Raw genomic sequence first — 19,707 nt, 5'->3', positions numbered from 1 at the left:
CGCTGCATCGCTACCGAAAATTGTTATGGAAAACGCGATGTTCCTTAGGAACATCGCGTTTTGTCCAGGTGCTTTGGGCGAAGGCCATCCAGGGATAACCTTCACTCAATCTTCTATAGCCCAGCACCTCGATGCGATGTTCCTTAGGAACCGCTTGGCCTACGGCCTCAGCTTCCGCGCTTATGCGATGGCTCGAAGAGCCTGCCAAAGGCGATTAGCCCAAAGGGCTACGCTACGCGATGAAGCGTTCGCAAAGCGTGGCCAAAGGCCTCAGCTTCCGCGCTTATGCGATCGCAAACAACTGTCAACCTTCAACCTACCCTACGGCAAGGCCAAGGACGAACAACGGTCAACCTTCAACCTTGGCCAAAAGGCCACGCGTGCGCGTTCAACCGTCAACTTTCAACATTCAACCTTTAACCTTCAACCAATCCCAACAGCAGCTTAATTGACCACCGATGGCTTCAACTCATCTTCGTTGTCAGCACTGCTTGCCTTAAGGCCATTATCCGGCAAAGGATTACGAGCCTCAATTAGTTTGATCGCACGACTTACACTTTCTGGCAGAATCACCACTAAACCACCATCAGCGACTTTATCCAAACCCCTCTCAATTGCCTCTGTCTCCCTGAGGATAATCTCATAGTTGGACTCGCTTTTTTCCTGTCCTATGCCCTTACAAATTAACTCAGCTGCATCACCACTGGGACGTCCCCGTAAGTCATCATCTTCTTTGATAATAATCCTGTCAAAGATTTTTGCTGAGAGTCGTCCTAGTTCAATAAAGTCTTCATTCCGGCGATCCCCAGGACCACCCACAATCCCAAAGCACTCTCCGGGCCAGTTGCGCACAAAACTACCCAATGCCTCGTAACTAGCTGCATTGTGGGCATAATCCACTAGAGCATGGTAACTGCCAAGATTGAACAAATTCATTCGCCCTGGTGTCTGGTCTACAGAAGCCCTAAATGTGGTCAATGCTTCTCTAATGGCCTCAATCGAGACCCCTTGAGCAAAGGCAGCGAGACTGGCAGCTAGAGCATTCGCAATCATAAAAGGTGCCCGTCCCCCAATTGTCACTGGCACATTTACTGCCTCGTCAATCCGCAGGGTCCAATCCCCTTTGATGATGGACAAATAACCATTTTCATAAACCGCAGCCAGACCACCACCACTGGTGTGATTTTTGATTAACTCATTTTCTGAGTTCATCGAGAAATAAGCCACTTGACCCTTTACCTTTTCCGCCATTGCTCTGACTAGGGGGTCATCAGCATTGAGGATAGCATAGCCCTTCGGACTCACCACTTCCGCCACAATACTCTTGACCTTGGCCATCTGTTCAATGGTGTTGATGTCTCCAAGTCCCAAGTGGTCAGCGGAGACATTTAAAACCACCCCAATATCACATTTGTCAAAGGCCAAGCCAGAACGCAGGATCCCACCCCGAGCAGTTTCCAGCACTGCCACCTCAACAGTAGGGTCTTTGAGAATTACCTGAGCACTTTGGGGTCCAGTGGTATCACCTTTTTCCACAACATATTCATCAATGTAGATTCCATCTGTAGTGGTATAGCCCACAACCTTTCCAGTTTGGCGATAGATATGGGCAATTAAGCGGGTTGTCGTGGTTTTTCCGTTGGTACCTGTAATCGCGATGATGGGAATACGGTTAGGTTGCCCATTTGGGAAGAGCATATCTAGGACTGGTGCTGCCACATTCCTAGGCTTACCTTGACTAGGACAAACATGCATCCTAAAGCCAGGGGCAGCATTCACTTCTACCACCACCCCATCAGCTTCCCGTAAAGGCTTAGTGATATCGGAAGTGACAATATCAATTCCAGCAATATCCAGACCAATAATTTTGGCAACCCGCTCTGCCAGCCAGATAGTTTCTGGATGGATGTTATCGGTGTGGTCTACAGCAATACCCCCAGTGCTGAGATTGGCAGTTTCCCGCAAGTAACATACTTCTCCTTTTCTGGGTATACTTTCCAATCTATAGCCTTGCTTCTTCAAGACACTCTCACTGGTAGCGTCTACCACAATTTTCGTCAAGACATTGTCGTGTCCGTCACCCCGATGGGGATCAAGGTTAGTTTGGTCAATCAATTCCTCAATGGTAGACCTACCATTACCCACCACATGGGCAGGGATGCGCTCTGCTACTGCTACTACCTTGCCATTGACCACAAGAATCCGGTGGTCAAAACCTTTATAATAGCGCTCCACAATTACAGAGCGGGAGACTTCTTTGGCGGTCTTATGGGCAGTCTGTGCCTCTTCCCAGCTATTAATATCGAGGGTAATGCCTCGTCCATGATTCCCATTCAGGGGTTTAATCACAATCGGGTAGCCACCTACATCCTCAATTGCCCCTTCCAAATCATCTAGGAATCGAATTGTTGTCCCCCGGGGCACCGGTACACCAGCATCCCTCAGGATTTGTTTGGTACCTTCTTTATCACAAGCCAACTCAACGCCTAAAATCCCTGAATAATTACTCAATGTGGCTTGAATCCGCTTTTGGTGGACACCGTAGCCCAGTTGAATCATCGCTCTCGCGCTCAGCTGCATCCAGGGAATATCTCTGGCTTCGGCTTCCTTAACCAGGGATTGAGTGCTTGGTCCTAAAGCTGAATGATTAGCCAGTTCTTGTAAATCTTTCAGGTCTTGTTCTAATTCACTTTGGGGATAGGTTTGCTTATCAATGATGCTACGGCACAGCCGCACAGCTGCCCTAGCTGAATAACGACCCACCTGCTCATCAATGTATTCAAATATGACCTGGTAGACTCCTGGTGTCGTTGTTTCTCTAGTGCGACCAAATCCAACTCTCATGCCCGCCAGATCTTGTAGTTCTAGGGCAACGTGTTCAATGATGTGCCCGATCATGGTGCCTCTGGCAACCCGAGAAAGGAATCCCCCCCGGACACCAGGGGAACAGAAATGCTCTTCCAGACTGGGTAGGACAGTCTTTAGTCCCTTATAGAAGCCAGGAATCTCGTTGGAGGGGGTATTTGCCAATTCCTCTAAATCGAGACGCATGACAATCAGTTTGTGATGTCCAATACTCCAATAATTAGGACCACGTAAAGTCTGGATTCTCAGAATTCTCATATCAACTGAAACTTCGGTGGTGATGCTCGCTGAATGTGCAAGGAAGCGTAAAGACGCAATTTATCAAATAAAATCCGCCTTTATCGCCTACTTTGGCACTACTTTGGCACATTATTAGCCGATTGGCACGCTTGAAAACTCTAGCTCCAATCCGGGAATCAGGCGATCCGGTAGGCTGCTGATTAGATTTGGGATAATCTTATTATTATCAACCTTGGAGAGAAAAAAAACTGTTCTGTGTGAACATTTTTTTCAAAATTATCCATAACTATCGCAGCCAGCAGGTACTCAGATGAGTTCCCCCAACTACAGTCATGAGGAAACCCCCTGATTAAGGCGCTGCATCCCTTGGCAAAGGGCAGGTAAAGCCATACTCAAAAGCGTGGGCTGGTGATTGCAGTTGTTGTCCAGGATTGCTGGCTTTCCAGAAGGAAGGTTTAGCTTTCTCCTGCAAATAAGGAACGCTTGTGAAAGTGGTAGCGATCGCCATGAGATAGAATATGCACTCGCAGATTGTGGATACTGATCGGGTCGTTAGCACCAATCTTAGGCTGGTTCGTGTAAGACATTTCCTTGGGATCAATAATTGTGACAGTCCCTTTACCCATCACTTCTAACCAACCATTTTTTTCAAACAAAGCGCAGGTATCTTCATCAATTCCGATTGCCAATCGATCCGGATGTTCCGAAATAGCACTAATCAGGCGTGCCATACGATTGCGATGGTAGAAATGTTGATCTACAATGACCTCTGGAATGATTCCTAAGCCCATGGTTATATCCACCAAAGCACGATTAGGAGACTCACCACTACCACCACCAGCAATCATGTGATGACCCATAACTGCAGCCCCAGCACTTGTCCCAGCTAGGGTAATCTCGCTCTGATGAACCCGCTGCCGAACTTTTTCCATTAAGGGGGTATCGGCTAGTAGCCCGCACAAGCGTAGTTGGTCACCTCCAGTCATGAATACCCCGGTACAGATTTCCAAGTACTCTAGTAAGTCTTGGTTTTCTGCTTCAGAGCGATCGCGTATATCTAGCAACCGAATTTCTTCGGCTCCCATGTCTTCAAAGATGCGTTGATAGCGACTGCCAATCACGGTTGGTTCTCTGGAGGCTGAAGGGATAATGGCAAGGCGAGCATTAGTTCCTCCAGCACGCCCAAAAAAAGTTTGCAGGATCTCTCTTCCATGAACTTTATCTTCAGCGCCGCCGATTACCAAAATAGCTGGTTGAGTGGACTTAGGCATCCTAATTCTTTGCAATTGAGATTCTAACTGCTGCATTATATTAGTAATGGGCATGAGGTGAGTTCAATACTTTTGAGTAGTGCTTTTTAGTTAAAATGCCACATTATAGCAATTTTTCAGTTTACTTCGTGATTATTTAATGATATTCACGCATTATAGCCTTACCATTTATGCATAATCACTGATTATGTATCTTAGCCTCTTCCCACAGGATTTTTAGCTCCAGACCCCTACCCTCCCTTAACTGTTTGTGCGATTTGACATTATCACTCTATTTCCGGATTTCTTCAGCTCTCCCCTGACTTCAGGGCTACTTGGTAAGGCGCTCCTCAAACAAATTGCCGAAGTGCATCTGATCAACCCCCGAGACTTTGCTACTGACAAACATCGGCGAGTTGATGATGAGCCTTATGGTGGTGGGGTGGGGATGTTGATGAAACCAGAGCCGATTTTTGCGGCTGTAGAGTCTTTACCCATTTTACCCCAGCGTGATGTCATCTTAATGACCCCTCAGGGGGAACCCATGAAACAGCAATTGTTCAAAGAATTAGCCACAGGTTATGATCAGCTGGTGATAATTTGTGGACACTACGAAGGTGTGGATGAGCGGGTATTACACTTAGTCACCCGAGAGGTATCATTGGGGGATTTTGTCTTAACCTGTGGAGAAATCCCAGCCCTAGCCATGATTAATGGTGTCACCCGGTTGCTACCAGGAACAGTAGGCAAAGCCGAATCCCTTAAATTAGAAAGCTTTGAAGCCGGGTTACTGGACTATCCTCAGTACACAAGACCTGCTGAGTTTCGGGGATGGAAGGTTCCAGAAGTTCTGTTATCAGGAAATCATGGGGAAATTGACCGCTGGCGTAAAGAGCAGCAAATTCAGAGGACTAAAGAACGCCGTCCTGATTTGTATGATCAATAATCGGGAATCGGGAATCGGGAATCGGGAATCGGGAATGTAGAATGTAGAATGTAGAATTGAGAATCGGGAATCGAGAATTGGGAATCGGGAATCGGGAATCGGGAATCGGGAATCGGGAATCGGGAGTAGGCAAATGGATATTTGGCATAGAGTCCCATCACTAAGGTTGCCAAAGCAGCTGAAATCCTGGTGGCAATCACTAGTTCCCCAAACAGAGGATGTAACAAGCGAGAGTTAGCCACCCAATTGATTGGGTGGGCGGGGTTAGAAGTTACCACAAGAATAAGGCAGCCTTTATGGTTGGTCGGTTATGGGAAAAAGGTTAAAACTTTGAGGCGCGACCCATGGCGAATTTAATTCGCCTATGGAAAGCGCGCCTCCATGATTAAGGCTGCCTTATTAATCAGGTTTCGTCTCCGGAGCGTACCGGGATTTATCCCGGCTCTCGTTATTTTCCTCTTTGATTTTGGATGTACTTCTTGACTGTTTCTGTATTTGCGTTTCCAGTAGTCGAGCAGAAATAACTGGGAGACCATAAGGTGGGTAATTTCAGCAATTCAGGGAACTCCTTCCTGAGATAATGAGAAGCCCTCCCTTTCACTCGTTTGATGATCGTGGAAGGAGCAAAGGTAGGATCGACCTCCAAAAACATATCAACATGATCGGGCATGATTTCTAGGGCTATAACCCTCCAGTTATGTTCTGAGCACAAGTCAAAAATTATTTCTTGCAATCTCATCTTTATTTTTCCGGTCAATACTGCTTTTCTTCGTTTAGGGCACCAGACGAAGTGGTAATTGATTAGTGTTACCGAGTGCGGATTTGTCCTGAATATTTCTTGATTATTTCTGACCATAGTTGTTGACAGAGGTAGTATATTCAAGTTATCCTATAGACTAAGGAGGTGACGAGGAATGTATGGATGCCAACAGCACCTGATAACCACAGACCCTGATAATAGGGCGGTTTTAGAATTTATTTGCGGAGAAGCCAATAAGTTAACTAATTGCGCTATTTATTATTGCCGTCAAGTATTGTTTAAGGCTGGTAAGTATGTCAAGAAGTTTGAGTTAGACAAGATCCTTAAAACTAATATCCATTTCAGGGCAATGAGATCTGCTTGTGCTCAACAAATTCTCCACAGTGTAATTGAATCATTTAAATCCTATCAGGCATTGGCAAAACTTTATAAATCTGGAAAACTAAGGGATAAGCCAAGGGTTCCAAAGTACAGAAAGAAAGGCGGAATGGCTGTCGTAAGTTATCCAGCTAGGTGGGTGAAGCTAAAAGATGGACAGCTCAAGTTTTCTTTAGGGAACCAGGTTAAAGCGTGGTTTGGAATTGATCATTTCCTTCTTCCAATGCCATCTAATCTGGATTTCAAGTCGATCAATGAATTCCGTTTTGTTCCTCGCAATGGCTGCTTTTACCTGGAATTTGTCTACAAGCAATCTGACATCGAGCCAGTTCAGACTAGTGGTAACGCCCTAGGAATAGATCCAGGACTCAACAACTGGTTGACTTGCGTTTCTACCACCGGCAAATCATTTATTATTGACGGTCGCAAGATTAAATCCCAAAACCAGTGGTACAACAAACAGGTAGCCAAAATTAAAAAGGGCAAGCCTCAAGACTACTGGGATGAGCGTTTGGCAAATATTACTGAAAAGCGGAATCGCCAGATGCGGGACAATATCAACAAAGCAGCCAAGTTTTTTATTAATTGGTGCTTGAGGAATCAAATTAGCACCGTGGTATTTGGATGGAATCAACGCAATAAAGATGGCATTAAGATTGGGAAAAAGAACAATCAAGAGTTTGTCCAAATTCCCACTGCAAGACTCAAGAATCGAGTCCAGCAATTATGCGAGCAATACGGTATTAAGTTCATTGAAACCGAAGAAAGCTATACGAGTAAGGCTAGTTTTCTAGATCAGGATTTTCTACCTACACTTGGTGCGAAACCCATTCGCGAAGCGTGCCCTTCGGGCTTGGGGTGGAAGCCTTCTGGAAAGCGAATTAGACGTGGTCTCTATCGGTCAGCTAATAACGAGTTAATTAACGCAGATTTAAGGCACGCATGTAATATTTTGCGCAAAGTAGCGACACAGCTAGGGGTTGACCTAGCCGAGGTCGGTAGGGCAGCTTTGAACCTGCCACAACGGTACAGATTGGATTCTCTATCTAGTCAGTATTGTAAGCATCACGCAGCGCGGTTTCAACCCGCGTAGTGAGATCAGCTAACAATCCCCGTCTTTTTAAAGCGGGGAGAGTTCAAAAATCCTTGGGTTGTTGGAGAAAAATGGCATTGGACAAAATATCAGGATTAACCACCAGAATGTATGCCATGGTGACAAAGGTGGTTATTCCCGCCAGAATCTCCGTACTAAGTTTGGCTTGGTGTTGATCAAATTGGAAAAATTTAGCGTTCGCATTGGTATCTTCCACGACTTTACGGGGTTCCGTCAACGGGTCAGATTCTGGAGCCATGGCAAGGCTTGGGTAATCAATCTGCTGCTAGCATAGTATTTTTTTGCTACATGCGATGTTCCAAAGGAACCGCTTCGCGAACGCAATCTCTAAATCCCTAATCTCTGCTGGCTCCAATCCATCCTTTGAGAATAAATTAGGGGTTGCCTGAAATAACAACACGACCAACTGCTACCAGAAAACCGCCAACTGCTGTGACCAAAATGCCGATCAATGTCCAAATTTGTGCCTTGGTTGAACCTTTTAATTCTTTTACATCCGTTGCGACCGCGTCTAGCTGTGTCTCTACTTTTATTAGTCTTTCGTTTATCTTGTTGACATCTTTTTGAAGGCTGTCTAGCTTCCCGTTTATGTCTTTTAATACTTCCTCTAAAGAGTAAGTAATTGTTATGGGTGTCTCGCTCATGAGTTAAACTCCTAATTTATTATTGGTCATTTCATACACTATTGACTTTTGTTGCAAAATATTTTTTTAAAAAATACCAACTAATTGTATAATAGCTTAGAGCGGGAATACTGCATCCAAATAATTTGGATCAGGTACTTATATGGATGAATTTGGTAAAAACTATATCGCTGAAAAACCCCTAAAAGTTGCATCATGGGCCGAGCTCCGGGAGTGTCCGACAACTGGAAGCAAATCCCTACACACCACCGTCGAGTTTATGCCCGGACAGGTAATCTCTAAATTTGGCGTAAAAAAGAGCCTAGAGCAGCCCAATTATTTAAGCCTTCAAATTGGGGAACGCCAACATATTATGCTCCACCCAGAGTTTTTGCATTATCTCAATCATAGCTGCGCTCCCAATGTATTTTTCGCTGTGAGCGATCGCGTTCTGAGAGCCATGACTAAAATTGAAATTGGGGAGGAACTGACTTTCTTCTATCCATCTACGGAATGGTCGATGGATAGAGGATTTGATTGTATTTGTCAAAGCAAAGATTGCTTGGGTACTATTCGAGGTGCCGCCTACTTACCCTTAGATATTTTAACAAAATACAAACTCGCGCAGCATATACAGCAGCGCTTGGCTAAACGACATTGATGTCCTAAAATTGGCTTGATAAACAGTTTAAATCAACAGTCTCAAATAAAATTAGGAGAGCTACCACTATGAATAAATACGATAACATTGCCGAGTATTATGACGCCACTATGAAAAGTGGGTATTACGACTATCCGAAAGAAGCTCAGTCCCTGGACTCTATCCTCAAAGGTCGGAAAAAACTTCTCGAAATAGGGGTGGGAACGGGATTGCTTGCAGAAAAACTGCTCGAATTAGATCCCAGCTATGAGATAACTGGCATAGATTTTACTCCTGCTATGTTAGAACGGAGTAAAGCTCGTTTGGGAAATCGGGCAAAGGTAGTAGAAGGTAATGTGTTATCAATGGATTTGCAAGAATCTTTTGATGGCATATATTCCCATGGGGGTCCAGCCGGTGTTAGTCGGGTTGGTAACGATTACCACTTATACAGTTTTCTGCCCAATTTTGAGGACACCGTTAAAATGTTAGACAATATTGCCCGCCATTTACTTGACGGAGGCTTGTTTGTACTTAACATTCAAGCAGAAGAAATTGATGCAGATGGCGAGCAAGAGATTGGCAACGGCATTGTTTACGCTCAGCAAAAGCATCTCGATTTCCTAGAGAATAAAGAAATGTACTTTTGGGAAACAGACTATCGTTTCAAAAAAGAAGGTGAGATAGTTGCTAGCGATCGCCATAAATTCTTAATGGTGTACGGCCAACTTCTAGAAGATACCATGAAGGCGGCAGGGTTTAAGTTAAAAGAGGCGACTCCCGACGATTTATATATGGTTTACCAAAAAGTGATGTAAAAAAAGGTTCGAGTTAGACGCAACAAGAAAAACTTATTCAAAACAATTAAGATTTGGCAGTAGCATGATCTCAAAAGACAATAACAACTCAGAAATAAAAGATGGATGGCGAGATGATGTAACTGAATTTAGAAATTGGATGACAATTATTCCAACTATTCCTGAGACATTGTTCAAGATTGCCAGTGATATTCCCACCCCGGCACTTGTGTACGACCTAGATGCCATCACTGACACTGTAACGGCTTTACGAAACGACCTCAGACAAATTCAGAATAGTGAGCTTTGTTTGGCTGTTAAAGCAAACCGCTGCCAATCTGTGTTGCGTCATATGGCTAAACTTGGCCTAGGAGCAGACATTACCACCATACAAGAGCTAGATGCTGCCATGGCAGCAGGGCTGTGGCCAATCTACTCTACAGCACCAGGCTTCTCAGTTGCCGACCTTAAGCGTTTGGCAACTGAGGGTGTTATTCCAGATTTGTGCAGTCTGTCTCAGTTGCGTGTCTGGTGTGAAAGCGTTAACCGAGACAAAAGAGTTGGACTTCGACTTCGCTTTCCTTTTCACGAAGATGCTAAGGCTAAGAATGCAGTAACCCGATGGAGTAGATTTGGAGTTGATCCCACAGATTCCGGTCTACACAGCCTAATACAAACCCATGAGCTTGAGGTCGTCCATCTTCATGTTCATGAAGGTGAAACTTTTTCAGAAGCAGATCTACATCAGACACTTGATTTGCTAGTATCTTGCTTGGAAATCTTTCCTAAAGTTGAAGTGCTCAATCTCGGCGGTGGTTGGGCTTACCTGTTCCATCTGCAAAAACCTGAAGCACAACGGGTTTGGGATTTAGTAAATAAAACCATTACTCGTATCAACAACCAGCGCCAGCAACCAGTGCGGCTTGTGATTGAGCCAGGAATGCTATTAACTATGATGGCGGGCTACCTGGTTGCGGAGGTCAAAGCAGCAGACGATCATCCCTCTGGGAATCGCATTGTTGTTTTGGATACCTCTGCTTGGAACTTGATGTTCTGGGCACCACGTCCAGCAGTTGCTCAGATCCCTTTCCGAGAAGGACCTATGTTCGTCCATGACCTCGCAGGTTGTACTTGTTATGAGACAGATTATTTTTGTCTTAACGAAAAGATGGCAAGAATAGAGGTTGGTGACCGCGTGATCTTGAATGCATCGGGTGCCTACACCAGCAGTGTGGCGCGGAGTCTGCATGGACTACCAATACCGAAAGAGTTTGTCATTCGGGACAACCGTCTATGCCTGGTTGAGTGATCAAATTGGGTGAACAAAAAAAAAGTGTCTCGAATTAGTAGACCTGTGATGAAAATAGAAGCTCAAACCTCGAAGCAGGGAATAAAAAAGCTTATCAAACGCTTTTGCTCCCCGCTCCCTCACCAGACCGGGTTTTCAAGGAAAGACCCAAGGAATCACACTGGTGCGATCGCAAACTTTGTGATTAGCTCCAAAAGCTGATTACACTCCTTCTTATTATTAAGAAAGAAGTGGTCACCAGGAAACATGTGTATCGTGAAAGTGCTACTGGTTTGGTCACGCCAGGCAGCAAGCTCATCACTGTTGGCGTCGGTATCCTGCAAACCTCCGAAAACAGATATCGGACAATTAAGTGGGGGTTCGCTAGTGTAGGTATAGGTTTCGTTCATCCCGAAATCCGCTCGCAGGATCGGTAGAAACAGCTTCATTAGCTCCTGGTTTGCTAGCACAGCCTCTGGTGTGCCATTATATTGACGCAATTCTTCGATCAACTCAGACTTGGGCAAGTTATGAAGGGGAAGTTTTCGGGCAGGTACTTGAGGAGCGCGGCGACCGGAAATGAACAAGTGTCGAGGACTCTGGGCTTCCTCGCGCCGGAGTTGACGGGCTAATTCAAAACTGATTATTGTTCCGAGACTGTGACCAAAAAAGGCAAAGGGGATATCGAGATAGGGCAGTAAACCTGGTGTTAGGGTTTCAATCAGGGGCAATACGCCAGTAACCAGGGGTTCCCGCAGTCGCTTGCCCCGTCCAGGCAGTTCCACTGGGCAGACTTCGATATGGGGTGCCAATTGCTCCGGCCAAGTGCGAAAGCTCGAAGCAGCACCACCAGCATAAGGAAAGCAAAATAGGCGCAGGCGGGCTTTAGGATTTGGTTTTGGGCGAGTGATCCAAGAGTTGGTAGTAGTCATTGGTTATTTTGAAGGGAACAGGGAGTAGGGAGTAGGGAGTAGGGAACGAAATTATCACAATTCCTACACGGATCCCTATCTTTGGAAAGTAATCAATAGACTTCGCCGCAGAAGTTGGGAAATCGATCACTTTTGTAATACAAGATAATAGGCTTAGTTGTTATTTCACCAAGCCCATAAATAGTTTACAATAAAATCCGAGTTATATTAATATCATGTTCGGATAATTAGTGATAAAAAACCTTCTCCCTTGAAACCTTACTCCTTTCTTCTGCCCTCTGCCTTCTGTTCAGAAAACCCTATTTAATACCAGTAAAACTTACTATCACCCGATTCAAATCGGATAGTGAAGGCAGATTACTATCAGTTATTGATGGCATTGGCGACCTATTGATGTCAACAATCTCACCTGTATAGTAGTAAGGTTTAATATTCTCTTTTTCTTTGCCTTTCTTGCGAGCAAAGTATAGTTTCACTTTTTCTCCTTGGTTTGCCTGAGAAGTAATATAGCCAACTAGGGCGTGTTCATGGGAGTGAAATCCATTTTTCCAGTGGTATTGTTTAGGTAATTGCTTTTCTAAAGTCGGCCAAGTCAGTAAGTTCCATACTCCATGATTAGTATGATCTACCATATTTTTCAACCACCAATTAACAGTTGATTTTAAATATTTGTCAACGTAGGATGAGTCTTCCAAGCTAAGTGTTCCTGCCATTTGATCTAATTCAGCATAGACCCACCATTTTTTGTCAAGGTCACGAACACCCTTATCATTCTCATCAAAACTAATACCTCTACCCCAAAGCCCTGATTCTACATCATAAGCTTCCTCTAGCATACGAGATGCACCTATTTGGGCAAAGTCAATAAATCTTTGATTATTGAAAAGTTTACCAGTTAAGTAAATCATCCAAAAGGCTTTCATGGAATGACCATAATCTGTCGGCAGTTTTCCCTCTCCTATATTGTTAATCTCCATCCAGAATGTATTATATTCAGGGCTATAAAATTCGTTGATTATACTACTTGATAAATTTAACAAATCTTGTTTCCATTCTGATTGATAAGGTTCTGGTAAGATTGGCGCGAGAATAAGCATGTAGGTATAGATCTGATCCAATTGGGACAGCAAATGTTTTTTCTGTTTAAGCCAATTGTTAGTAACATTTTCATTCTTAACTTGCTTGGGAACCCACATCATCATCTCTAGTTTTGGATCATAATAGGTCTCAAAGATAAAGTTCTTTAGTTGAATAATTTCTGGTAATAGTTCTTGATCTTGAGTTAGATAGTAATAAAAAGCCATTCCCTGTAAAGCATAGGCTAGTTCCTGACTAGTACGCTTTAAAACAGAAGGACCAGATTGGCGACTTTCTCTTTTCAAGTAACTAAATGCACCACCATTTTCTCGATCAAGTCCATAGTTACGAATCCAATCTATTCCAGCTTTTGCTAAACTAAGAAACTTTGGGTTTCCACTTAAATGATAGGCTACGCAGTATGTGTAAACTTGACGAGACTGAGAGACAATATAGTTTTTATCTAAGTTGTTGGTAATATAACCATAATTGTCTCCTAATTTAGTAAAAGCTGAACAGGGTTTAGATGGATTGACTAGATCACCATTGTCGCAGCGAAAACTAGGAAAATTACCCACAGGTTTACCGTAAGCAGTTTCCATCAACCACCAAGGATTGAGGTCTTCTTCTAAATGCTGTAACCATTGTTGACCCATCGTTATTTCTGTATTTTGTTGTGCTAATATTGGTTGAAATACGGTATAAAAGCAACAAAGTATCAAGATAATTATGCTAGTGATTAGACTAAATGCAAATTTGTTTTTACGAAACTTTTTAAGCATTTTATTTATAGTTAATCTCCGTAAAAGTAACTTCGATTTTATTCATTTCAGGTATGGATTGTAGCGGTTTTTTATTGATTTTTTCAATCTTTCCTGTATTATAGTAAGGTCTAATTCCTTTTTTTTCTTTTCCTTCCTTACGGGCAAAGTATAGTTTCACTTTTTCTCCTTGAGTTGCTTGAGTAGTAATATAGCCCACTAAAGCATGTTCGTAACTGTGAAAACCATTTTTCCATTTCCATTGTTTAAAACCTTTCTTTTCTAAAGTTGGCCAAATTACTTTATGCCAGATTCCATGATTAGTATGATCTACCATATTCTTAAACCACCAATTAACTGTTGATTTTAAATATTTGTCAACGTAGGATGAGTTTTCTAAACTCAGAGTTCCTGCTACTTGATCCAATTCAGCATAGATCCACCAACTTTTATTAAGGTCTTTAATTAATTTTTTATTTTTATCAGCATACAATCGTGAATACCATGTTCCTGATTCAGAATCATAGGCTTCTTTGAATAACTTATCAGCACTAGTTCTCGCAAAAGTAATAAATCTTTCATTGTTAACTAATTTACCAGTTAGGTAGATCATCCACAAAGTTTTTATTGAATGTCCATAATCAGTTTTGCCAGTTAATATTTTTTTATCTTCTGCATTGTCAATATAATACCAAAAATTATTATATTCAGGACTGTAAAACTGGTTCATTAAGATCCGCGAGATGTGAACCAAATCTTTTTTCCACTGCGACTGGTAAGGTTCAGGTAATATCGGTGCGAGAAGCATTAGATAGGTGTTCATTTGATCTAATTCATACACTATTCCTTTCCTTTGTTTTTTGGATTCCTGGTTTTGAGGGTTTTTAGGTAATTGAAGTATTATGTCTTGTTCTGAATCATAGTAATTTTCAAAGATAAAGTCTTTTAACTTAATAATATCTGGCAATACTTCTTCATCTTGAGTTAGATAGTAATAAAAAGCCATCCCCTGTAAAGCATAGGCTAGTTCTTGACTATTACGCTCTGAAACAGAAGAAAGAGGAGTAAGATTATCTTCAGAAAATACAGTAAATACACCACCATTTTCTCGATCAAATCCATATTTGCGAATCCAATCTAATCCAGATTTTGCTAAACTTAAAAATTTAGGATTTCCAGTCAATTGATAAGCAACTCCGTAGGTGTAAATTTGACGAGAATGAGCAACTATGTGCTTTTTATTAAAGTAATTTTTAATCCAATTGTCTTCATCTTCTAAATCCTTAAAAATTGGGCATGGTTGAGACAAATCAAGTAGCTCCCCATTGTCACATCGCAAGCTAGGAAAATTACCTACAGGTTTACCAAAAGCAGTTTCCATTAACCACCAAGGATTGAGGTCTTCTTCTACATGCTGTAACCATCTTTCACCGGTTAGGGTTTGTATTTTTTGTTCGAGTAATATAGGTTGGCTAATGGTTGGTGACAAGCCAACTATCAAGGTAATTACTAAAGTAGTAATAAGTACATATAAATAAAATCGATATTTTTTCATCATCTGTAAATAAAGGGTTTTAGCAATTTTAGTAACCCAGAACTTCAATTAATTTTTTTTTTTTATTCCCGTCATTGTCCATAAATCTTAATCAGCTATCTTATCGGATTCACTTTCAAAAATTAGCAGAGCATTTATTTTAAAGTTTTGGACTCAATCTACTATCAGGTTTGCACTCAAAATAATCGGCCTGTTTATCGCTTATTTCTACCTCTGTTAATCTCGTTTTTATTCTTCAATATCTGCCAATTTAAAGTTGACTAACTTCTGACAAAAAAAATGAGCTATCTCTGGTGAAAGTTATCCTTGGAGATAGTCTCTTAGGGTCGTTTCTATATTCTCCGGCTCACGTCTATTTTGGGATCACCTCGTTTCACAGCCGCTATTGCTTTTCTGCGTAGGTCATAACTTAAGGAAGCAGGCATCGGTGTTCCTCGCTACTCGTCATCTATAAGTCCTAACATAGATTCGTAGCACTATATTCTTTATTTTGTCAAGTTCTATGACTTTACAACCGCTTTAGACTCTAAACCCAAGGGCCCTGAATTGCAAATGTGATACCAGGCTCTTGAATGTTCACGAACATGATCCGACCATTGGGTGAGAAGCAAGCACCAGCAAACTCACTGCTGTTGAGGGCATTCCGTGCCAACTGGTAAAGCTCACCTTTAGGATTGACCCCAACCAGGAATTGGTCACCACCACCATCTTCACAGAGGATGAGATCCCCAGAAGGACTCATGGTCACATTATCTGGGTGTTCTAGTAAGCTGCGGTCATGGGACTCAACAAACAGTTCAATGGTGCCACCCTCTTGGGGATTGCTACCAGGAACATAGCGCCAGACTTGACCAGCTCCATTCGCCCATCCAGTGTTTGGATTTAACGAACCACCACTAGTACAGGTAAAGTAAACCTCATTATTACCGTACCATGCCCCTTCTCCCCGGGTAAATTGGGTTGCTCCCTTACCAAAACCTTCAACCCGCACAGTATCTTCTTCCGGGTCTACATCCTCAATCCGAACCCATTCTACTGCCATGGGCTGACCGACAGGGAAGTTTTCAACCGTGATTTTTTGAAATGTTCCCTGGATCTTCAATGCCTCCAGTAGACCCCCTGCTTTTAAGTTGCCTGGTTGCTTGGGAATAAAGCGATAAAACAGACCATCCATCCTGTCTTCAGTCTGATAAACAATCCCAGTATTGGGATCTACTGCAACGGCTTCATGGTTAAAACGACCCATGGCCACTAGAGGCTCAGCTTGAACCACTTCACCGGTAATGGGCACTTCAAAGTTATAGCCGTGCTTCATCGAAACACTTCTGGGGTCATCTGCCGGATAAGTGGTGGGAGTAACGGTGCTTTCTTCACAACTAATCCATGAACCCCAAGGGGTTGGTCCGCCACTACAGTTTCGTTCAGTACCAGCGAGGGAAGTGTACTGTTTGACCAGTTGACCATTGGCTGCCACTACTAGTGTTGTCGTGCCTCCCAAACACATGGGGTCATACTTGATATACTCTACTGCTACCAATCCATGTTTATCCAATTGATGGGGGCTAAGTTCATGATTGCGCACCAGGACAGTATTGCCTCCCGGTGCAGGAAAAGCCGCCATGCCATCGGGTCTACCAGGCACCAAATTGCTATCACTCATGGTGTCACCTGTGCGGGATAAAATTTTATAGCTAAATCCGGCTGCCAGGTCTAATAATTGATTAGGGTCTGGCTGAAGGGACCCAAAGCCTTTACCTCGAAATGATTTACCAAGAGCCTTCTTGGCAAAAACCTCTTTCAAGGGGGATGCTAGAATTGCACCAGCGGTGCTAGCACTGGCTAAGGCAAAGAAGTGACGTCGTGATAAAGTCATTGGTGGATAACGGATAGGTGTTTGATCACTCAGAGCCATCAGCTCTATGCCCATCAGGATAAATCGTCGAACTATCCAAGTAGGCATCACAAAGATCGACGTTCTCGGCTCGAAATAAGTTGCAACCCCTCAACTGAGCCTTAGTAAGGATAGCTCTTTTCAGGTTAGCATTACTCAAATTGGCATGGCTGAGATTGGCATGGCTCAGGTCAGTGTCCCTCAAATCTGCTGCTTGGAGATTAGCACCAGCTAGATTTGCGCCCTGTAAATTGGCACGACGTAGATTTGCTCTGAACAGATTGGCATTCTGAAGATCCGCCCCAGAGAGATTGGTCTGGTAGAGCTGGGCATCACTTAACTGAACTGCTTGAAGTTGAGCTTGCTGCAACTTGGCTTGACTTAGATTAGAGTAGGGCAGGTAAGTCTTTTTAAGATTGCTGCTAGTCAGGTCAATTGCTTGTATATCTGCTTCAAACAGGTCAGCTTCACTGATATCTACTCCACTAAAGTCTCGTCTACCCCTAGCGTATTGTTCAAGTAACTCGGCTCCACCAATCTTTTTCATTGCGCTATAAATAGGTCAGCTTTTGCCGCCCAATACCAATTTATAAAATAATGTCAATGCGTATTTATGCTTATTTATTTTATAAAGGTATAACTTTGTAGCGCATTACACACTTAATTATAATTCTTTTTTAATATTTGTGAAAATTTGCTACGTAAAAATAAAAATACTTGACAAAATAATTTTATTAAAATAAAATTATTTAATAAAATTTTTTCGAAATTTTTCTTAGGTAGGGAGCAGGGACTTCGGACTTCGGAGCAGGGAACAGGGAATAGGGAACAGGGCAAAAATCCTGTGTACGTGATTAGGCTAAAAACCGCTATATCAATAAGGGAGCAGGGAACAGCGGATCACCGGAACAGGGAACAGGACAAAAATCCTGTCAAGATATAAAGCAAAGCTTCATGTTCTGTTGCAACTAAGATGTCAAAACTGCCAGTATCCATCGCTCAGCACTACCACGAGCGCACCAAATATGCTCCAGAAACCATATCAGCCAAAAATAAGGGCTTAGACTGGGAGAAGCAGCCGATACCGTTTAAAGACTACAAAGTTGGGACTAACTTTGACCTAAAACCATACTTCTCACAAGACCGGGAGCAGTTTACCTCTGAACCGAGTAAAAGTTGGTGGCGGCTATCCCAGTTACTACTGTGTAGTTATGGTTTGACAGCTAGGGTGGAGACCATGGGACCACCACTTTATCTGAGGGCAGCTCCCTCTGCTGGTGGCTTATACCCAGCTGAAGTTTATTTGATTTCCCGTGGTACTCCCCTATTACCACCAGGACTATACAACTATCAGTGTCTGACCCATTCTCTGGTTCATTTTTGGGAGAGTGATGTTTGGAATGCACTGCAAGAGGCTTGCTTCTGGCACCCAGTTTTGGAGAGTACGGAACTGGCTATTGTAACTACAGCGGTATTTTATCGCTCTGCCTGGCGCTATGAAGACCGGGCATACCGTAGAATTTTTCTAGACACTGGTCATCTGCTAGGCAACATTGAGTTAGCTGGGGCTTTGAGTGATTACCGACCTCACCTAATTGGTGGCTTTGCTGATCAAAAAGTTAATGAACTGCTTTATCTAGACCTGGAACAAGAAGGAGCGATCGCAGTAATCCCCCTGGCCGATCAGCTCAAAGTTGAACAAAACTTGCCCATCGCCCCAACTGTGTTGCCATCTCCTACTGAAGTTAATTACCCAAAGATTCCAGATGGAGAATTATTGGGTTATTTGCACCGCGCTACGGAAATTAAAGAGGGTGGTGATTGGAAAGCTAAGGGTAATACTTTAAAGATTACAGACATTGACCAGCAGTTAGAAGACAAGTACAATTTTCCGTTTTGTGATAAAGTTTCAACGGCTACAAACCCCATAGATTGGGGGGAGTTAACCAGCTCAGGTAATGCTCCGAAAGCATTTTTAGATACTATTCTAAAACGACGCTCTACCCGAGCTTATAGTGCAGCTAATTTGACCTTGGAGGAGCTAAAAGCTCTTCTGGATTTTACATACCAACCTCAGCATTACATTGAGCAGGGGTTAGATGGAACACCAGATTATTTTGATTTAAGTTTAATCGAAACATTTATAGCAGTATCTGGGGTAAATGATCTAGAAGAAGGCTGCTATTATTACGCGCCTAAGGCTCAAGAATTGCGGCAAATTCGGTTTAAAAACTTCCGACAGGAATTGCATTTTCTGTGTTTAGGGCAAGATCTGGGTCGAGATGCCAGAGCAGTGGTGTTCCACACGGCTGACTTACAAAAAGCAGTGGCTAGATTAGGCGATCGCGCTTACCGTTACTTGCACATGGATGCTGGTCATCTAGGACAGCGGCTCAATCTAGCAGCTATTTACCTTGGTTTAGGAGTAAGTGGTATTGGTGGCTTCTTTGATGACCAGGTAAATGACGTTTTAGGTATTCCTGTTGATGAAGCGGTTGTTTATATTACAACTTTTGGGGCGTCCTAGAACACGGTTTTGAGGTTTCTTTCGGGAGTAGGGAATCGGGAGTCGGGAGTCGGGAGTGGGGAT

General features: G+C 43.1%; 17 protein-coding genes and 2 pseudogenes. 7 read left to right on the top strand and 12 right to left on the bottom strand.

Annotation, left to right across the window (positions count from 1 at the left end; genetic code table 11):
• The first annotated feature begins 25 nt into the window (after positions 1–25).
• Complete coding sequence (locus LYNGBM3L_RS23355; RefSeq protein WP_009149564.1) at positions 26–448, top strand: hypothetical protein; 423 nt, start codon at positions 26–28, stop codon at positions 446–448.
• On the opposite strand, the gene cphA is transcribed toward LYNGBM3L_RS23355, so the two are convergent.
• Positions 445–3,123 (bottom strand): cyanophycin synthetase, encoded by a 2,679-nt coding sequence (gene cphA / locus LYNGBM3L_RS23350; protein ID WP_009149562.1) that lies wholly within the window; start codon positions 3,121–3,123, stop codon positions 445–447. The two genes, LYNGBM3L_RS23355 and cphA, sit on opposite strands and share 4 nt — an antisense overlap.
• Before the next feature lie 437 nt (positions 3,124–3,560).
• Entirely contained in the window at positions 3,561–4,412 is an 852-nt protein-coding gene (locus LYNGBM3L_RS23345; RefSeq protein ID WP_044494486.1) for a cyanophycinase, read from the bottom strand.
• A 214-nt stretch (positions 4,413–4,626) separates the two neighbouring features.
• Here LYNGBM3L_RS23345 and trmD point away from each other — a divergent pair, with 214 nt between their 5' ends.
• Positions 4,627–5,301 carry a tRNA (guanosine(37)-N1)-methyltransferase TrmD gene (gene trmD, locus LYNGBM3L_RS23340; protein WP_009149558.1) on the top strand — a complete coding sequence of 225 codons (675 nt, stop codon included), beginning with the start codon at positions 4,627–4,629 and terminating at the stop codon, positions 5,299–5,301.
• On the opposite strand, the gene LYNGBM3L_RS46040 is transcribed toward trmD, so the two are convergent.
• Both LYNGBM3L_RS46040 and tnpA read right to left on the bottom strand, forming a co-directional pair.
• Positions 5,295–5,543 carry a hypothetical protein gene (locus LYNGBM3L_RS46040; RefSeq protein WP_044494484.1) on the bottom strand — a complete coding sequence of 83 codons (249 nt, stop codon included), beginning with the start codon at positions 5,541–5,543 and terminating at the stop codon, positions 5,295–5,297. The two genes, trmD and LYNGBM3L_RS46040, sit on opposite strands and share 7 nt — an antisense overlap.
• Positions 5,544–5,749: 206 nt before the next feature.
• Positions 5,750–6,157 (bottom strand): IS200/IS605 family transposase, encoded by a 408-nt coding sequence (gene tnpA / locus LYNGBM3L_RS23330; protein ID WP_009149556.1) that lies wholly within the window; start codon positions 6,155–6,157, stop codon positions 5,750–5,752.
• 58 nt (positions 6,158–6,215) lie between these two features.
• Here tnpA and LYNGBM3L_RS23325 point away from each other — a divergent pair, with 58 nt between their 5' ends.
• Entirely contained in the window at positions 6,216–7,532 is a 1,317-nt protein-coding gene (locus LYNGBM3L_RS23325; protein ID WP_009149554.1) for an RNA-guided endonuclease InsQ/TnpB family protein, read from the top strand.
• A 49-nt stretch (positions 7,533–7,581) separates the two neighbouring features.
• Here LYNGBM3L_RS23325 and LYNGBM3L_RS23320 read toward each other — a convergent pair.
• Together LYNGBM3L_RS23320 and LYNGBM3L_RS23315 are read right to left on the bottom strand one after the other, a co-directional pair.
• Positions 7,582–7,791, bottom strand: a pseudogene (locus LYNGBM3L_RS23320) (hypothetical protein); the annotation flags it as partial.
• A gap of 136 nt (positions 7,792–7,927) precedes the next feature.
• Positions 7,928–8,197 carry a hemolysin XhlA family protein gene (locus LYNGBM3L_RS23315; RefSeq protein WP_009149550.1) on the bottom strand — a complete coding sequence of 90 codons (270 nt, stop codon included), beginning with the start codon at positions 8,195–8,197 and terminating at the stop codon, positions 7,928–7,930.
• 142 nt (positions 8,198–8,339) lie between these two features.
• On the opposite strand from LYNGBM3L_RS23315, the gene LYNGBM3L_RS23310 reads away from it, so the two are divergent.
• From LYNGBM3L_RS23310 to LYNGBM3L_RS23300, 3 genes are all read left to right on the top strand, one after another.
• Entirely contained in the window at positions 8,340–8,837 is a 498-nt protein-coding gene (locus LYNGBM3L_RS23310) for an SET domain-containing protein-lysine N-methyltransferase (RefSeq protein WP_009149548.1), read from the top strand.
• Between the two features lie 68 nt (positions 8,838–8,905).
• Positions 8,906–9,634, top strand: coding sequence for a class I SAM-dependent DNA methyltransferase (locus LYNGBM3L_RS23305; protein ID WP_009149547.1), 729 nt, complete (start codon positions 8,906–8,908; stop codon positions 9,632–9,634).
• 64 nt (positions 9,635–9,698) lie between these two features.
• Positions 9,699–10,922, top strand: a complete 1,224-nt coding sequence (locus tag LYNGBM3L_RS23300; RefSeq protein ID WP_009149545.1) for a diaminopimelate decarboxylase family protein — start codon at positions 9,699–9,701, stop codon at positions 10,920–10,922.
• A gap of 155 nt (positions 10,923–11,077) precedes the next feature.
• Here LYNGBM3L_RS23300 and LYNGBM3L_RS23295 read toward each other — a convergent pair whose 3' ends face one another.
• The 6 genes and pseudogenes from LYNGBM3L_RS23295 to LYNGBM3L_RS23275 all read right to left on the bottom strand — a co-directional run bounded on the left by LYNGBM3L_RS23295 (position 11,078) and on the right by LYNGBM3L_RS23275 (position 17,664).
• Positions 11,078–11,833 carry a thioesterase II family protein gene (locus LYNGBM3L_RS23295; protein ID WP_009149543.1) on the bottom strand — a complete coding sequence of 252 codons (756 nt, stop codon included), beginning with the start codon at positions 11,831–11,833 and terminating at the stop codon, positions 11,078–11,080.
• 299 nt (positions 11,834–12,132) lie between these two features.
• Positions 12,133–13,692 carry an AGE family epimerase/isomerase gene (locus tag LYNGBM3L_RS23290; protein WP_009149541.1) on the bottom strand — a complete coding sequence of 520 codons (1,560 nt, stop codon included), beginning with the start codon at positions 13,690–13,692 and terminating at the stop codon, positions 12,133–12,135.
• A 1-nt stretch (position 13,693) separates the two neighbouring features.
• The gene (locus tag LYNGBM3L_RS23285) at positions 13,694–15,274 is read right to left on the bottom strand and encodes an AGE family epimerase/isomerase (protein ID WP_009149539.1); all 1,581 of its coding nucleotides are present in this window, start codon (positions 15,272–15,274) and stop codon (positions 13,694–13,696) included.
• A 42-nt stretch (positions 15,275–15,316) separates the two neighbouring features.
• A pseudogene (locus LYNGBM3L_RS47765) lies at positions 15,317–15,583 on the bottom strand (ISKra4 family transposase); the annotation flags it as partial.
• Positions 15,584–15,752: 169 nt separating this feature from the next.
• Positions 15,753–17,099: an alkaline phosphatase PhoX gene (locus tag LYNGBM3L_RS23280; RefSeq protein WP_044494492.1), complete on the bottom strand. Its 1,347-nt coding sequence runs from the start codon at positions 17,097–17,099 to the stop codon at positions 15,753–15,755.
• A gap of 25 nt (positions 17,100–17,124) precedes the next feature.
• The gene (locus LYNGBM3L_RS23275) at positions 17,125–17,664 is read right to left on the bottom strand and encodes a pentapeptide repeat-containing protein (RefSeq protein WP_009149535.1); all 540 of its coding nucleotides are present in this window, start codon (positions 17,662–17,664) and stop codon (positions 17,125–17,127) included.
• A gap of 426 nt (positions 17,665–18,090) precedes the next feature.
• Between LYNGBM3L_RS23275 and LYNGBM3L_RS23270 the strand changes: the two genes are divergently transcribed.
• Positions 18,091–19,644, top strand: coding sequence for a SagB/ThcOx family dehydrogenase (locus LYNGBM3L_RS23270; RefSeq protein ID WP_009149533.1), 1,554 nt, complete (start codon positions 18,091–18,093; stop codon positions 19,642–19,644).
• The last annotated feature ends 63 nt before the right edge of the window (positions 19,645–19,707 follow it).

This window comes from Moorena producens 3L (assembly GCF_000211815.1).
GTDB classification, from domain to species: Bacteria; Cyanobacteriota; Cyanobacteriia; order Cyanobacteriales; family Coleofasciculaceae; genus Moorena; species Moorena producens.
The sequence above is the reverse complement of the archived record's forward strand: the minus strand, read 5'-3'. Positions and strand labels throughout refer to the sequence as shown.

Excerpts from the sequence above, each read along its gene's own strand:
- LYNGBM3L_RS23355 (WP_009149564.1), top strand. The coding sequence starts at position 26 with ATGGAAAACGCGATGTTCCTTAGGAACATCGCGTTTTGTCCAGGTGCT.
- cphA (WP_009149562.1), bottom strand. The coding sequence starts at position 3,123 with ATGAGAATTCTGAGAATCCAGACTTTACGTGGTCCTAATTATTGGAGT.
- LYNGBM3L_RS23345 (WP_044494486.1), bottom strand. The coding sequence starts at position 4,412 with ATGCAGCAGTTAGAATCTCAATTGCAAAGAATTAGGATGCCTAAGTCC.
- tnpA (WP_009149556.1), bottom strand. The coding sequence starts at position 6,157 with ATGGTCAGAAATAATCAAGAAATATTCAGGACAAATCCGCACTCGGTA.
- LYNGBM3L_RS23325 (WP_009149554.1), top strand. The coding sequence starts at position 6,216 with ATGTATGGATGCCAACAGCACCTGATAACCACAGACCCTGATAATAGG.
- LYNGBM3L_RS23315 (WP_009149550.1), bottom strand. The coding sequence starts at position 8,197 with ATGAGCGAGACACCCATAACAATTACTTACTCTTTAGAGGAAGTATTA.
- LYNGBM3L_RS23310 (WP_009149548.1), top strand. The coding sequence starts at position 8,340 with ATGGATGAATTTGGTAAAAACTATATCGCTGAAAAACCCCTAAAAGTT.
- LYNGBM3L_RS23305 (WP_009149547.1), top strand. The coding sequence starts at position 8,906 with ATGAATAAATACGATAACATTGCCGAGTATTATGACGCCACTATGAAA.
- LYNGBM3L_RS23300 (WP_009149545.1), top strand. The coding sequence starts at position 9,699 with ATGATCTCAAAAGACAATAACAACTCAGAAATAAAAGATGGATGGCGA.
- LYNGBM3L_RS23295 (WP_009149543.1), bottom strand. The coding sequence starts at position 11,833 with ATGACTACTACCAACTCTTGGATCACTCGCCCAAAACCAAATCCTAAA.
- LYNGBM3L_RS23290 (WP_009149541.1), bottom strand. The coding sequence starts at position 13,692 with ATGCTTAAAAAGTTTCGTAAAAACAAATTTGCATTTAGTCTAATCACT.
- LYNGBM3L_RS23280 (WP_044494492.1), bottom strand. The coding sequence starts at position 17,099 with ATGACTTTATCACGACGTCACTTCTTTGCCTTAGCCAGTGCTAGCACC.
- LYNGBM3L_RS23275 (WP_009149535.1), bottom strand. The coding sequence starts at position 17,664 with ATGAAAAAGATTGGTGGAGCCGAGTTACTTGAACAATACGCTAGGGGT.
- LYNGBM3L_RS23270 (WP_009149533.1), top strand. The coding sequence starts at position 18,091 with ATGTCAAAACTGCCAGTATCCATCGCTCAGCACTACCACGAGCGCACC.